Origin of the sequence: Sandarakinorhabdus sp. (assembly GCF_031430775.1) — a bacterium.
GTDB lineage: Bacteria > Pseudomonadota > Alphaproteobacteria > Sphingomonadales > Sphingomonadaceae > Sandarakinorhabdus.
Window position 1 is genome coordinate 1 of sequence record NZ_JANPCD010000111.1, and the last position, 14411, is coordinate 14411.

The 14411-nt window shown below is 65.0% G+C and carries 13 protein-coding genes; 4 read left to right on the top strand and 9 right to left on the bottom strand.

Annotation, left to right across the window (positions count from 1 at the left end; genetic code table 11):
* Positions 1-646: penicillin-binding transpeptidase domain-containing protein (locus RMQ73_RS06740; RefSeq protein WP_310497322.1), on the top strand; the 646-nt coding region annotated here is incomplete at its 5' end.
* Positions 647-725: 79 nt separating this feature from the next.
* Positions 726-1854, top strand: a protein-coding gene (prfB, locus tag RMQ73_RS06745; protein WP_310497324.1) for a peptide chain release factor 2 whose coding sequence is annotated in 2 segments (ribosomal slippage) — positions 726-794 and positions 796-1854 — 1128 coding nt in all. Because the reading frame shifts where the segments join, the coding sequence is not laid out codon by codon here.
* A 41-nt stretch (positions 1855-1895) separates the two neighbouring features.
* Here prfB and metC read toward each other — a convergent pair.
* Together metC and sseA are read right to left on the bottom strand one after the other, a co-directional pair.
* Positions 1896-3113: a cystathionine beta-lyase gene (metC, locus tag RMQ73_RS06750; RefSeq protein ID WP_409049844.1), complete on the bottom strand. Its 1218-nt coding sequence runs from the start codon at positions 3111-3113 to the stop codon at positions 1896-1898.
* A 21-nt stretch (positions 3114-3134) separates the two neighbouring features.
* Positions 3135-3974: a 3-mercaptopyruvate sulfurtransferase gene (gene sseA / locus RMQ73_RS06755; RefSeq protein ID WP_310497325.1), complete on the bottom strand. Its 840-nt coding sequence runs from the start codon at positions 3972-3974 to the stop codon at positions 3135-3137.
* An 84-nt stretch (positions 3975-4058) separates the two neighbouring features.
* On the opposite strand from sseA, the gene queF reads away from it, so the two are divergent.
* Positions 4059-4523 (top strand): preQ(1) synthase, encoded by a 465-nt coding sequence (queF, locus tag RMQ73_RS06760; protein ID WP_310497326.1) that lies wholly within the window; start codon positions 4059-4061, stop codon positions 4521-4523.
* Positions 4441-6246 (top strand): DUF885 domain-containing protein, encoded by a 1806-nt coding sequence (locus RMQ73_RS06765; RefSeq protein WP_409049845.1) that lies wholly within the window; start codon positions 4441-4443, stop codon positions 6244-6246. Before queF ends, RMQ73_RS06765 begins: the two co-directional genes overlap by 83 nt.
* A 13-nt stretch (positions 6247-6259) precedes the next feature.
* Here the strand turns inward: RMQ73_RS06765 and queE are convergent, their stop codons facing one another.
* The 7 genes from queE to RMQ73_RS06800 all read right to left on the bottom strand — a co-directional run.
* On the bottom strand, positions 6260-6892 hold the full coding sequence (gene queE / locus RMQ73_RS06770) for a 7-carboxy-7-deazaguanine synthase (RefSeq protein ID WP_310497328.1): 633 nt from the start codon (positions 6890-6892) through the stop codon (positions 6260-6262).
* A complete protein-coding gene (queC, locus tag RMQ73_RS06775) occupies positions 6889-7569 on the bottom strand; it encodes a 7-cyano-7-deazaguanine synthase QueC (RefSeq protein WP_310497329.1) in 681 nt (226 codons plus the stop codon). The genes queE and queC overlap by 4 nt, the downstream gene beginning before the upstream one ends.
* A 4-nt stretch (positions 7570-7573) precedes the next feature.
* Complete coding sequence (locus RMQ73_RS06780) at positions 7574-8461, bottom strand: Hsp33 family molecular chaperone HslO (RefSeq protein WP_310497330.1); 888 nt, start codon at positions 8459-8461, stop codon at positions 7574-7576.
* Positions 8458-9384 carry an ornithine carbamoyltransferase gene (gene argF / locus RMQ73_RS06785; protein WP_310497331.1) on the bottom strand — a complete coding sequence of 309 codons (927 nt, stop codon included), beginning with the start codon at positions 9382-9384 and terminating at the stop codon, positions 8458-8460. The genes RMQ73_RS06780 and argF overlap by 4 nt, the downstream gene beginning before the upstream one ends.
* Before the next feature lie 67 nt (positions 9385-9451).
* Positions 9452-10639: an aspartate aminotransferase family protein gene (locus tag RMQ73_RS06790; protein ID WP_310497332.1), complete on the bottom strand. Its 1188-nt coding sequence runs from the start codon at positions 10637-10639 to the stop codon at positions 9452-9454.
* Between the two features lie 147 nt (positions 10640-10786).
* A complete protein-coding gene (locus RMQ73_RS06795; RefSeq protein WP_310497333.1) occupies positions 10787-12757 on the bottom strand; it encodes a TonB-dependent receptor domain-containing protein in 1971 nt (656 codons plus the stop codon).
* Positions 12757-14411 (bottom strand): WD40/YVTN/BNR-like repeat-containing protein (locus tag RMQ73_RS06800; protein WP_409049846.1); only part of this gene is annotated, 1655 nt, incomplete at its 5' end. The genes RMQ73_RS06795 and RMQ73_RS06800, both read right to left, overlap by 1 nt.

A 14411-nucleotide genomic window follows, 5' to 3' on the forward strand; every position in this document is an offset into this window, starting at 1 on the left:
CGATTATGTGCAGGACCGCGACGGCAAGGTCATCTGGCGGCGTGACACGCGCAGCTGCCCCGGCTGCAACGCGCCAGATTGGAAAGGCGAGGCGATGCCGAGGCCCGGCGGCAAGCCCGTGCAGGTCATGGACCCGCGCACCGCCTACCAGATCGTCCATATGATGGAAGGCGTCATCCAGCGCGGCACCGGTACGGCGCTGATGCCATTGGGGCGGCCACTGGCGGGCAAGACCGGCACCACCAGTGGCCCCAACGACGTGTGGTTCGTCGGCGGTACCCAGGATCTCGTCGCCGGCCTATATCTGGGCTTTGACAAGCCGCGCAGCCTTGGCGGCTATGCCCAGGGCGGCACCGTCGCGGCGCCGATCTGGCGGCAATTCGGCGAAATCGCGCTCAAGGACGCGCCCAAGCTGCCCTTTGTCATTCCGCCCGGCGTGCGCATGGTCCGCATCGACCGGCGCAGCGGCAAGCGCGTGTTCGGCGAATGGCCTACCGACGAGCCAAAGCCCGCAGTGATCTGGGAGGCTTTCAAGCCCGAAAGCGAACCGCGCCGCACCGGCAAGGTCGGCGCCTATGCGGCACGCGGTGGTGGCCGCGTGACCAGCGACGCGGACTTCCTGGAGCAGGAGGGCGGCATCTATTGATGCTGGCCCGCAGCAACGCTTGTGCTGGCCCGCCGCGCCCGTTACATCGCCGGCACAGGCTCCAAGGGTAACAACTGACATGCGTGCCGAAGCACAGGCTTATGCGGATTCCATCAAGCAGGCGCTGGACCTGCTAAGGAGGTTTCTTTGACTGGGATCGCGCACTCCGCCGTCTCGACGAACTGAACAACCGCGTCGAGGATCCCAAACTTTGGGACAATCCCAAGGCTGCACAAGCCGTGATGACCGAACGCCGCCGCCTTGATGAGGCGATTTCGGCCACGCGCTCCATCGAGCGTGACTTGGCCGAAACCGCCGAGCTCATTGAAATGGCAGACGCCGAGGGCGACACCGAGATGGCCGATGACGGCGTCGCGGCCCTGAAGGCGCTGGCTCAAAAGGCCGAGCGGGACAAGGTTGCGGCGCTGCTGTCGGGTGAAGCCGACAACAATGACACTTATGTCGAAATCAATTCGGGCGCCGGCGGCACCGAAAGCCAGGACTGGGCTTCGATGCTCCAGCGCATGTACCAGCGCTGGGCTGAAAAACATGGCTACAAGGTCGAATTGATCGATTTCAATTCGGGCGAAACCGCCGGCATCAAGAACGCCACCATGCTCATCAAGGGCCCGCAGGCCTATGGCTGGGCCAAGACCGAAAGCGGTGTCCACCGGCTGGTTCGTATCAGCCCCTATGACAGCGCAGCGCGGCGCCACACCAGCTTTGCAAGCGTCTGGGTCTATCCGCAGATCGACGATGATATCGAGATCGATATCAAGGAAAGCGACCTGAAAATCGATACCTACCGGGCATCCGGCGCCGGCGGGCAGCACGTCAACACCACGGATTCCGCCGTGCGCATCACCCATATGCCAACCGGCGTCATCGTCGCCTGCCAGAATGAACGTTCGCAGCACAAGAACCGTGCCACCGCGATGAAGATGCTCAAGGCGCGGCTCTATGAGCGCGAACTGGCCATCCGCGAAGCTGCGTCCGCCGATGTCGAAGCCGGCAAGAGCGATATTGGCTGGGGCCACCAGATCCGCTCGTATGTCCTCCAGCCCTACCAGCTGGTGAAGGACATGCGCACTGGCGTCACGTCAACGGCGCCCGGCGATGTGCTGGACGGCGATCTTGATGCCTTCATGGCCGCTGCCCTGTCCCAGCGGGTGACCGGCGACAAGGTTGACGTGGACGATGCTGACTGATCTTGCCCTCTCCCGCTTGCGGGAGAGGCGCCGGTCGCACCCTATGCGAATTGCGCCTCGTGGCGCGCCAGCCCTGCCGCCAGATCCGCGATAAGATCGGCCGGGTCTTCGAGGCCGATCGACAGGCGCACGATGGGGCCAGTGTAATCCAGGGTGGTGACGCTTCGGCAGCCGTCCATTTTCACCGGCAACGCCAGCGATTCAAACCCGCCCCAGGAAAAGCCGATGCCGAAATGCGCAAGGTCATCGATCAGCGCGCCAAGCTGCTGGCGGCTGCCGCGCTTGAGCACAAAGCCGAACAGCCCCGACGCGCCGGTGAAATCGCGCCGCCACAGCGCATGGCCGGGGTGGCTGGGCAGGGCAGGATGCAACACGCGTTCGACGGCGTCCTGACCTTCCAACCAGCGCGCGATGGTAAGCGCGCTTGCCTCTTGCCGGTCCAGCCGCACGGCCAGAGTGCGCAGGCCGCGCAGCGCCAGTGCCGCGTCATCGGGCGAGACGCTATGGCCAAGCCGATAGGTCGCGGCCTTCAGGCGCGGCAGCAGCGCCGGGGTCGCGGTGGCGCTACCCATCATCAGGTCGCTATGGCCGCCGACATATTTCGTCAGCGCCTGGATGGAAATGTCACAGCCCAATGCCAATGGCTGGTGTCGCAGCGGCGTGGCCCAGGTGTTGTCGATCAGCGTCACCACGCCGCGCGACCGGGCGATGGCGGTGATCGCCGGAATGTCCTGAATTTCAAACGTCAGCGAGCCGGGGGATTCAAGCAGGATGACACTTGTTTCGGGCCGAATCATATCGGCAATGCCGGCACCGATGGCCGGGTCGAAATACTGGGTGGTAACGCCCATGCGCTTCAAAATGTCGTTGGCGAACAGCCGCGTCGGCTCATAGGCGCTGTCGGTGATTAGCACATGGTCGCCGGACTTGACGACTGCCAGCAGCGCTGTGGTGATTGCGGCAACGCCCGACGGGAACAATTTCGTGCCGGCAGCACCCGGCTCCAGCGCGGTGAGCGCATCCTCCAGCGCCCAGTGCGTCGGGCTGCCACGCCGGCCGTAGTACAGGCCGGCATCGGGCGCAGCATTGCCGGCATCAAGATCGGCACAGCTGTCGAACAACATCGTCGAGGCGCGCCACACCGGTGGGTTTACAACTCCTTCGGCAAGGCCCGGGCCGCGCCCGGCATGGACAAGTCGCGTGGCAATCGCCTGGCCCGAAAGGTCGGCAGCCGGGGGGCGGCGCAATCTTTTGGTCACCGCGCTGCCCTGCTCATCGGTTCAGGCGCCGACGACCACCGGATTGTGCGCGCTGGCGCCCCATTCCGACCAGCTGCCGTCGTACACCGCGACTTTTGTGTTGCCGAGCAAGGCTGCGGCAAAGGCCAGCACCGGCGCCGTGATCCCCGAACCGCAGGTGGCGACCAGCGGCTTGGCGAGATCGATGCCTAGACCGTCGAACAAGGCCTTGAGTTCAGCCGGCGACTTCCAGGTGCCATCTGCGTTGAAGGCTTCGGAATAGGGCAGGTTCTTCGACCCCGGCATATGGCCGGGACGCACACCGGGGCGCGGATCGGGCTCGGCCCCCGTAAAACGGCCTGACGAACGTGCATCCACGACCTGTTCGGCCTTGGTGCGCAGGTTTTCCGACATCTGCGACTGGTCCCGGACCAGCGCCTTGTCGGCCCAGACAGTGAAATGCCGGTGACGCACGATCGGCTTGCCGCTTTCCAGCGGGCGGCTTTCGGCCTGCCATTTCGCAAGGCCGCCATCAAGAATGGCCACTTCATGGGCGCCGAACAGGCTAAGCATCCACCAAAGGCGCGCCGAGGATTTCAACGGGCTGTTGTCATAGACAACGATGCGGCTGCCATCGCCAAGGCCCAGCGCCTGGCAACGCGAGGCGAATTTTTCCGCTGGCGGCAGCATGGTGGGCAGGTTGCTCGACGTGTCCGACACTTCCTCGATGTCGAAGAAAACCGCGCCGGGAATATGCGCGCCCTCGAATTCGGCGCGGGCGCTGCGCGCATGTGCGGGCAGGAATATCGTGGCGTCGATGATGCGCAGATCGCTCTTGCCCATTTCAGCGGCCAGCCAGTCCGTGGACACCAGCAAATTCATCGATACACTCCCCGTTGTTCTTGCGCGTGACATAATGGGCCAAAGCCGCCATGTCACCCACCGATGTTACCATTTGGAGAGCCAATGACCGACGTGTTGCAAAGCGGTGTCATGCACCTGGGCCAGATGTCGTGCCTGCCGGATTCGCCCGAAGCCGCCGTGCTTGATTATCCGCCCAACCCACAGCCAGGCACTGACTATCTCATCCGCTTTGTTTGTCCGGAGTTCACGTCGCTGTGCCCGGTCACCGGCCAGCCGGATTTTGCCCATATCGTCATCGATTATGTGCCGGACGAAACCATAGTCGAATCAAAGGCATTGAAGCTGTTCCTGGGGTCGTTTCGCAACCACGCAGGCTTCCATGAAGCGGTGACGGTCGGCATCGGCCTGCGGCTGGTTTCCGAAATGGCGCCGCGCTGGCTCAGGATCGGCGGCTATTGGTATCCGCGCGGCGGCATCCCGATCGATGTGTTCTGGCAGACAGGCGCTCCGCCGGCGGCGCTGTGGCTGCCCGATCAGGGCGTGCCGACCTATCGGGGCCGTGGCTGATGCGTGCCTTTATTGCCGGGTTGAGCTGGTTTTGCCGTGCGCTGTACAGGCACAGGGCGCCGACGCGCGGCTCAAGGCGATCTACGACGAGGTCTGGCGCGTCCAGCTGGCCGAATCGGGGCAGTTCGAAAAGGGGCTGGAAACACTGCCCGGTGACCGGCTGCCCTGCGTCACGCCGACGTGTCAGGAGCGCCGACGCGGCCATTTCCAAAAGGCGCTGGCCGGGGTGCAGGCGATCGCGATTGCCGATCTGTCGCCCGAGGAGCGTTTGAACGCGCTGGTGCTGACCGAGCTGCTGCGCGCCGATCTCGCCAATATCGGCTGGCGCACATTCGAAATGCCGGTCAACAGCGATTCCAATTTCTGGGGCTATCTGCCGGCGCAGGGCGGACTGTCCACAGAAGAGGACTATCGTCGCTATATCAATCGGATGCGCGATATTCCTCGGTATTTTAATGAGAATATCGCCAATATGCGTGCCGGGCTGGCGCGTGGCTTCACACCGCCGCAGGTGACACTGGCGGGGCGTGACGGCAGCGTTGCCGCCCAGTCGCGGCCCGGCACCGACAGCCCGTTCTACCGTCCGTTCAAGCTGATGTCCTCGTCTGTGCCGGCGGTGACCCAGGCGCTGCTGCAATCAGAGGCGCTTGATGTCATCAATACCAAGGTCGTGCCGGCCCATGACCGGCTGCTGGCGTTCCTTCGCACCGAATATGTGCCCGGTGCGCGGCGCACGCTCGGCGCCAGCGACCTGCCCGGCGGCTTGGCCTTTTACCGCGACCAGGTGCGGGAATTCACGACGCTCGAGCTGACCCCCGAGGCCATTCACCAGATCGGCCTTTCCGAAGTAGCACGCATCGATGCCGATATGCAGCGCACGATGAAGGAGACGGGCTTCAATGGCGATTTCAAGGCTTTCCTTGCTTTTCTTCGTAGTGATCCGCAGTTCTATGCGCGCACGCCGGCCGAGCTTCTGGGCTTTTCGGCACTGGTCATGAAGAAAATGGACGGCAAGCTTAAGGACGTATTCACCGTGCTGCCGCGCTATCGTTTCACGCTGCGCAAGGTCGCCGACGAGATTGCGCCGCTGTACACATCGGGGCGCGGCGGCCTCGATGCCTGCTACATGAATACCTATGATCTGAAGTCGCGGCCGCTGTACAATCTGACGGCGCTGACGCTGCATGAATGCGTGCCGGGCCACAGCCATCAGGCGGCGCTGGCGCTTGAGGCGCCCGCCCGCCCGGCGTTCCGGCGCGAGGCATATTTCTCGGGCTATGGCGAAGGCTGGGGGCTTTACACCGAATGGCTGGGTACCAAGCTGGGCATGTACGAAACGCCCTATGAGGAGTTCGGCCGCGAGACCTTCGAGATGTGGCGTGCGGCCCGGCTTGTCATCGACACCGGCCTGCACACGATGGGGTGGAGCCGCGAACAGGCGATTGCCTATCTTGAGGATCACACCGCGCTGTCGCGCCGCGATATCGAGGTCGAGGTGGACCGCTACATCTCATGGCCGGGCCAGGCCTTGGCCTACAAGCTGGGCGAGATGAAGATCCGCGAATTGCGCGCCAGGGCAGAAGCAGCGCTTGGGCCAAAATTCGACCAGCGGCCATTCCATGACACGTTGCTAGCGATGGGGTCGGTGCCGCTGCCAGTCATGGAATCCGAAATGCAGGCGTGGATCCTGCGGCAGATGGGCAAGCGCGAGGGGGTCGAATAGCGGCCGCCGTGACTCAGGGCATGCCCGTCAGCTTGTGGGTTTGCAGGCTGAGCCGCCAGCGCGGGTGCGCAAGGCAATAGGCAATCGCGGCGCGGGTATTGGCTTCGCGGTCGGGGCCATCCATCGGCTGCAGAAAGAAATGTTGGAAATCAAGCGCTTCGAACCGTTCCGGCATGGCCTTGGGCTGCGGATAGACGAGCTTGAGTTCTTGGCCTGCGTTCAGAACCAGCGGCGCATCGGCCTTGGGGCTGACGCAGATCCAGTCGAGGCCGGCCGGCGGAACCTGTGTGCCGTTGGTTTCCACCGCGATGGCAAAGCCGCGCGTGTGCAGCGCCGCCACCAGCTGCGCATCAAGCTGGAGCAGCGGCTCACCGCCGGTACAGACCACCAGCGCATGGGCAGGATCAGCGTTCCAGACCGCCAGCACATGATCGGCCAGCGCGGCGGCCGATACGAACTTGCCGCCGCCCGTCCCATCGGTGCCGATGAAATCGGTGTCGCAAAAGGTGCAGATGGCGCTGGCACGGTCCTGCTCACGGCCCGTCCACAGGTTGCAGCCGGCAAAGCGCAGGAACACCGCCCGCCGCCCGGTTTGCGCGCCTTCGCCCTGCAGGGTGAGAAAGCATTCCTTTACAGCGTAAGTCATGTCGAAGGACTCAGGGCCGGGTCCGCGATGCCGGCTTCCGCAAAGCCCTTGGCACGTAGGCGGCAGCTGTCGCAGGCGCCGCAGGGCCGGCCCGATGGCAGCGGGTCGTAGCAGCTCCAGGTCAGCGCGATCGGTGAATCGACGGCCAGTGCGGCGCGGACGATATCGGCCTTGGTCATGGCGGCCAGGGGTGTGTGAACACGGAATTGCGTGCCCTCCACCCCGGCCTTGGTGGCGGTGTTGGCCATGGCCTCGAACGCTGCGATGAATTCGGGCCGGCAATCGGGATAGCCGCTGTAATCCAGCGCGTTGACGCCGATGAACAGATCGCGCGCGCCGGCCGCCTCGGCCCAGCCCAGCGCCACCGACAGGAATATGGTATTTCGCGCCGGCACATAGGTCACCGGAATGCCCGGCTCGACCCCGGATTTCGGCACATCGATATCGGCGGTCAGCGCCGAGCCGCCGAAGCCGCGCAAATCCAGCGGCAGCACGATATGGCGTTCGGCACCCAGGGCAGCGGCGACACGGGCGGCATGATCAAGCTCGATTCGGTGGCGCTGGTTATAGTCGATGGTCAGGGCCAGCAGCCGCCAGCCCTGCGCCCGGGCCATGGCCGCCACCGTGGTCGAATCCAGCCCGCCCGACAGCAGGACTACAGCGAGCGGAGCCGTCATCGCCTCAAGCCTCGATGGCAAAAACGCGGGCGCAGAAGCGGCAATCCACCGCGATGCGGCCATCATCGCCGCGCATGTCGATGCGCTCGGCTTCGGGGAAGCGCGACAGCACGTCCTGGATATGCGCTGGCGAGCAGCGGCAGCCGCGCGCCGGCACCGGGCCGGGCGTGACATGCACGACTTCCTCGTGGAACAGCCGCCACAACAGCGCCTCGGGCGACAGTTCCGGATCAGTCAGCTCGGAGTCCTTGATCGTGCTGGCCAGGGCCATGACATGGTCCCAGTCCGGGTGCTGATCGCCGGCATCCAACCGTTCGCCGCCGATCTCGGAGCGCGCCAGATGCTGCACAAGCAGGCCGCCGGCCAGCCAGCCGGTCCTCGCATCGCCGCTGACTGCAACGCGGATCAACGTCGGCAATTGTTCTGAACTTTCAAAATATCCGGTGATGGCACTGGCAAGGTCCGCGCCCTCCAGCGCGACGATCCCCTGATAGCGTTCGCCCGAAGTCGTCTGGTCCAGCGTGATGGCCAGATGGCCGTCGCCGAACAGTTCGGACAGGTTCATGTCATTGGTTACAACATGCTGCGGGTCGTAGTTGATGTAACCTCTGACTTCGCCGGCCCGCCAGTCACAGACCAGAAGGTCGATTGCACCGCCCTTTGCCTGCGCTTGAAGGGTCAATTGCCCCTGGTCCTGGCGCAGGGCCAGACCGACCAGTGCCGTGATCGTCAATGCCTGCGCCAGCAACCGCGCCAGCGCGTCGGGATAGTCATGCGCCGCCAGCACGGCAGCCAGCGCCGTATCCAGCCGCACGACCTGGCCGCGCGCCGAACGGTCCGGCACGATGAAGCCCAGAGTGCGGTCGGCGATGGGAGCCAGTCCTTCGATCACAGTTTGCCCATGCACCACAGCAGGATGGCCTTTTGGGCATGCAGGCGGTTTTCGGCCTCGTCCCAGGCCGCCGACTGCGGGCCATCGAGCACGGCGTCGGTGACTTCCTCGCCGCGATGGGCCGGCAGGCAGTGCAGGAACAGCGCGTCCGGCGCGGCCTTGGCCATCAGTGCAGCATTGACCTGGAACGGCATCATCGCCGCGATCTTTTCCTTCGAATCGCGCTGGCCCATCGACACCCAGGTGTCGGTGACGACAACTTCGGCGCCCTCGACGGCGGCGGCGGCATTGTGCACCAGATCGATGCAGCCACCGCGCGCACAGGCCGTGGCCATGACGCCGGCATCGGGGTCGAATCCGTGCGGCACCCCGACCCTGAGGTCGAACTTGAGCATCGATGACGCCTCGATCAGCGAATTGGTCATGTTGTTGCCGTCGCCGACATAGGCCCAGCTCGACCCCGTCACCGGGCGGCCGGCGCGTTCTTCGAATGTCATGATATCGGCCATGACCTGGCAGGGGTGGGACAGGTCAGTCAGGCCGTTGATGACCGGCACGCTGGCGGCTTCTGCGAATTGCTCCAGCTTGTCATGCACGCCGGTGCGCAGCATGACGGCATCGACCATGCGGCCGATGACGCGGGCGGTATCGGCGATGGATTCGCCTCGGCCCAGCTGCATGTCGCCGGCGCCCGATACGATCGTGCTACCGCCAAGCTGGCGCATTGCCATGTCGAAACTGAACCGCGTGCGGGTGGAGGGCTTTTCGAAAACCATGGCCAGCGTGTGGCCAGCCAGCGGCGCATCGCAATCCATACGGCCCCGCGCCCAGCCGGTGCGCGCTGCCTTGCGGCGGTGCGCTTCGTCCAGAATGGCGCGAAGCCCTGCCGCCGTCGGCGATGATAGATCAAGAAAATGCGGCATTTTCAATATCCTGCCCGGACTTCCAAAAGGAAGCTGCGGACGGTTCGGGTTGTCGATAGGGGCCGGGTCAGGCCGCTTGCGCGGTGCGGTAGGCGGCTGCGGCGGCCGAGAGTTTATCGACACATTCGCGAATATGATGCTCGTCGATGATCAGCGGCGGCAGCAGGCGCACGACATTGTCGCCGGCGGCCACGGTCAAAATGCCATGGCTGCGGGCGAAAGTGACAAAGGCGCGGCTGTCGGATTTCAGCTTGAGGCCCATCATCAGGCCAAGCCCGCGCACGCTTTCGAACAGATCGTCGTGATTGGGGATCATCTGCTCCAGCGCGGCGCGCAGCCGGGTGGCCATTTCGTTCACATGCGCCAAAAACGCCGGCTCGGTCACGACATCGAGAACGGCCTGGCAAGCCGCCATCGCCAGCGGATTGCCGCCATAGGTGCTGCCGTGCGTGCCGACAACCATGCCGGTGGCCGCCTTTTCGGTGGCGAGGCAGGCGCCGACCGGGAAACCGCCGCCGATGCCCTTGGCGATGGCCATGATGTCGGGCGTGATGCCATATTGTTCATGGGCGAACAGCGTGCCGGTGCGCGCGACGCCGCACTGCACTTCGTCGAGGATGAGCAGCAGGCCATGTTCGTCACAAAGGTCGCGCAGGCCGCGCAGGAACTCGGGTGTCGCCGGGCGGATGCCGCCTTCGCCCTGCACAGGTTCGATCATGATGCCGCCGATGCTGGGGTCGATGGCGGCCTTGACTGCCTCAAGGTCGCCGAACGGCAGGACATGGAACCAGTCGGGCAGGGGTTCGAAGCCCTTGCGCAGCTTTTCCTGATCGGTCGCCGAAATGGTCGCCAGCGTGCGGCCATGGAACGCGTTGGAAAAGGTCAGGATGCGGTATTTCTGCGGGTTGCCCGTCGCGTAATGATAGGCGCGGCAGGTCTTGATGCTGCATTCCAGTGCCTCGGCACCCGAATTCGTGAAGAAGACCGTGTCGGCAAACGTCAGCGCCACCAGCCGTTCGGCAAGCGCGGTTTGGGCCGGCGATTTATACAGGTTGGACGTGTGCATCAGCGTCGCGGCCTGTTTCTGGATGGCGCCGATCAGATGCGGATGGCTGTGGCCAAGCAGGTTGACCGCAATACCGCTGGCGAAATCCAGCCATTCATTGCCCTGTGCATCATACAGGTAACAGCCATCACCGCGCACAGGCTCGACCTCGCACCGACCGTATACGGGCATGAGGGCTGTGATGGTCATGGCGCAAAAGCTCCGACGCGGTGTCAAAGGCGGACACCGGCAACGCATGAAGGCGGCCTTCTGGACCGCCTTGTCTGATGCGATATAGCGACTTGCCAATCCCGCCTCAACCCCCCGCCCTCAAGCTCTGCTTCAAACCCTTGGGCATCAATCGCCGTCGCTGGACAGCCTCAGGCCCAGCCGGAGCGTGCGTCCCGGCGCCGGCAGGCCGGATTGCGGTATCACCAGAGCATCGGTCAGGTTGTCGATGGCCAGTGTCGCGGTAACACGCGCGCCGCGATACGCGAACAGTGCAAAGGTGGCGCGCAGGTTGAGCTCATCAGCCGCCGGCAACTGCACGACATCGCCGGCAGCGCCAAGATCGCGTGCCGGCCCGATGCGGCGCCATTCCGCCCGCATGTCGAAAGCTGGGGACGGCGCCCAATCGAACGCCAGCATTGCCTCATGCGATGGCCTTTGCAGCAGCGGCGCCCCCATTTGGTCGCGGGCGTTCAGCCACGTGCCTGTCAGCGCCAGCGTGATGGTTTTGCCGATGGGAAACAGCGCCAGCGCGTCAACGCCAAAACTTGTAGTCCGGGGCTGGTTGAACCGTTGGCGCAGCGACAGGCCGGCATCGCTGATGACACGCTGGCCGATGCCGTCATCGGTGCGGGCATAGAACGGATTGAGGCCAAGGGTGATGCCGCCTCGCCGAAATCCGATTTCGCCATCAACCGACCAGATGCGTTCGGGGCGCAGGCCAGGGTTGGGCAGGAACCGCCCCAGTGATTCGCCGAACAATTCGCGCGCCGAGGCAAAGCGCGTGCGCCGCCCACCTGTCAGGCTCAGCTGCCATTCACCACCAAGCGCCCGTCGCAAGCCGGCAGAAAAAGCCCAGGCGCCGCGTACAGGCTGCGCCGGCTTGTCGCCGGTGCGCGGATTGGCCGACCAGTCATGGCCAAGGCCAACCGTCAGATGCGTGGCTTCAGCAAGCGCGACATCGGCTTCGGCGCCAAGGCTGAACAGCGTCTGGCGATACGCCAGTGATGGACCCGGCGCGTCTGTCGGAAACGCCGTGTCGCGCTGGATATGGTCGGCCTGCTGCGCCGATGCGCTCCAGCGCAAGGCGACTGGCCCGGCGCCATGGCTGAGGGTGGCGCGGCCGCCCAGTGTGTCGTCGTCATTGTCCTCGCGGCCGCGCAGGACCGCATAATCGGCGCTGCGATAGGCTGCGATGGTCTGGCCGAACCATTGCCGCCACAGCACGCCGCGCAATTCGGCGCCGTCAAGATCGGCCGATGCGCTGATTTGCGCCTGAGCGAAATCGACAGCGGGGTAGCGCCAGTAGCGCGGTGCGGCCAGCGCGGGGTCACGGTCGGATTCGGGTGCGATGCCGCGCGCGGCGGAAAAATGCAGGACGCTGGCCCTGAGCAATACAGCACCCAAGGCGCCGCCGGCGGCGACAAACAGGCTGTTGGCATCGCTTTTGGTATTGGTGCGGCGCCGGTTGGCTGTTTGGGAAAAGGGCAGGGCTGCCGGGTCGGCGACGCGCTGCGCATCCTGGCTCTGGTGCGCAGCGCCGATGGTGAGATCAATGCCCGCCAGCAAGACGCTCGCAGCGCCCGAGACATTGGCGAGGCCGTAGTTGCCGGCCTGTGCGATGGCCGAGAACCCTTCGCGGCGGCTTTGCAGATCGACCACGCCGGCAACGGCATTGGCGCCATATTCGATCGGCACGGCGCCCTTGCGCACCGACACGCTGCCGATCACGCCGGCCGGGATCAGTCCGAGATCGATGCGCCCGTCCCAGGGCACGCTGAGCGGTGCGCCATCGAGGAAAACCTGTGTCTGCCGTTCCTCGCTGCCGCGCACCCTTGCCACGGTTTCACCGCGCGAATTGGTGCGCAGCGACACACCGGGCAGACCGCGCAGGGCATCGGCGATGCTGCGTGGCTGCCGGTCCTCCAGCGCCTCGGTGTCGAGGCGGACGGTCGGCGACAGCACGCGGCCTTCCGGTGCCGGCGCGGTCACGGTAATCAGCGCCGAAGCGGGCAGGGACGGCGCCACTCCGGCGTCCTGTGCAGACGCCGGAGAGGCCAGCAGCAGGCCGAGCAGAGCCGCCCGGCAGTCCGGCTGCATCAGTCCTTCTCGCCCTGAACTTCCAGAGCGGAGAATTTGCCGAAATAGCGCGTCCCGACAAGGCCGCGTGCCAGTGCCGATACCGGCCCGCCGCGTGCCGTTTCCTCCGGATAGCTCGCCGCCGCCAGATCGATCGCCGGCTGGCCGGCCCTGATGCGCAACGAATTGAGCGCGGTGGCCGGCCCGGCCTTCATCGCTGCGAACGCCGCTTCCACTTCGGCCAGTTCCTTTTCCAGCGCATCGACGCGGGCAAGGGCATAGGCAGGTGGCCGGCCTTCGGTGCTGATGACCTGGCCATAGGCTGCATCCATGTTTTCGCGCAGCCGTTCCTCGCCGGTGATGGCGCCGCCTTCGGTGGTGGCGACCACTTCCTTTTTCAGGGCATCGGCCTTCTTCGCCAATGCTTCGGCGGCCGCACGTTCCTTGGCCGGGCGTGTGGTATCCGCCGCGACCTTCTCGGCCTGCGCCTTCATGCCGATCAGGCCAAAGGTCACGCCGGTCATGCGCCCGAACAGCGCCTTGACCCGCTGCGCGCCGTCATACTGTGCCTGGCGGTCGGCCAGCGTAAAGGCGGCGCGGGCATCAAGGCCGATGTTCAGCGGCACTTCGCTGACATCGCCGGCCTTGGTCAGCCGGACCTTGTAGGCGCCGGGCACGACGCGCTGGCCGATGATGGAATTGCCGGCAAGGCTGGCCGCCGGCGGCACGGTCGGCGGCTTGGTGCGCATCGACCAGACGATACGGTTGAGGCCCTTGCGCTTGGAGGTCGGCAGTTCCTCGACCAGCTTGCCATCGGGGCCGATGATTTCCAGCTTCATGCGCCCGATGACATGGCGGCTTTTCTGGAAATAAGTGATGACCGCGCCGTCGGCCGGATTCTGCCCGGCATATGACGCATCACCCTCGGCCCAGCCGCCATTGCCGGCAATGCGCTGCTGCACCGTGTCGGATGCGAACAGCGTCACGTTGCTGGCGGTGACGGCAGGCGTCAGCGCCCGCAGCGGGCTGATGTCGTCGATGATCCAGATGCCGCGGCCATGGGTGGCCATGACAAGATCATCGCCCTTTTGCGCCAGTGCGATATCGCGCACCGCCACCGCCGGGAAGTTGCCGGGGCGGAACGCCTCCCAATTGGCGCCGGCATCGCGGCTGATGAACAGGCCGAATTCGGTGCCGAGGAACAGGACATTGGCATTCAGCCGGTCTTCCTTGATGACATGGGCATAGCCGCGCACGCCCGGTGTGGCCGGGCCGGCAAGGCGGGTCCAGGTCTTGCCGTAATCGGTAGTGCGCAGGACATGCGGGGCCATATCGCCCCAGCTATGGCGATCGACCGTGGCATAGGCGGTGCCCGGTGCATGGCGGCTGGCTTCGACCCAGCTGATCCAGTTTTCCGGGCCGAGCTTGAGGTTCCTGGTCAGGTTGGTCCAGCTGGCGCCGCCATCGCGGGTCAACTGGACATTGCCGTCATCGGTGCCCACCCAGATCGTGCCGGCGGTGAGCGGGCTTTCCGAGATCGAATAGATCGTCGTGTGCATTTCGGCCGACGAGTTGTCGACCGTGATGCCGCCGGATTTTTCCTGCTGTTGCTTGACGGGGTTCTGCGTGGTCAGGTCGGGCGAGATGCGGTCCCAGCTGGTGCCCTGGTCGCGAG

Bases quoted from the DNA above. Each gene is read 5' to 3' on its own strand.
- sseA (WP_310497325.1), bottom strand. From the start codon at position 3,974: ATGAATTTGCTGGTGTCCACGGACTGGCTGGCCGCTGAAATGGGCAAG.
- queF (WP_310497326.1), top strand. From the start codon at position 4,059: ATGACCGACGTGTTGCAAAGCGGTGTCATGCACCTGGGCCAGATGTCG.
- RMQ73_RS06765 (WP_409049845.1), top strand. From the start codon at position 4,441: ATGTGTTCTGGCAGACAGGCGCTCCGCCGGCGGCGCTGTGGCTGCCCG.
- queE (WP_310497328.1), bottom strand. From the start codon at position 6,892: ATGACTTACGCTGTAAAGGAATGCTTTCTCACCCTGCAGGGCGAAGGC.
- queC (WP_310497329.1), bottom strand. From the start codon at position 7,569: ATGACGGCTCCGCTCGCTGTAGTCCTGCTGTCGGGCGGGCTGGATTCG.
- argF (WP_310497331.1), bottom strand. From the start codon at position 9,384: ATGCCGCATTTTCTTGATCTATCATCGCCGACGGCGGCAGGGCTTCGC.
- RMQ73_RS06790 (WP_310497332.1), bottom strand. From the start codon at position 10,639: ATGACCATCACAGCCCTCATGCCCGTATACGGTCGGTGCGAGGTCGAG.
- RMQ73_RS06795 (WP_310497333.1), bottom strand. From the start codon at position 12,757: ATGCAGCCGGACTGCCGGGCGGCTCTGCTCGGCCTGCTGCTGGCCTCT.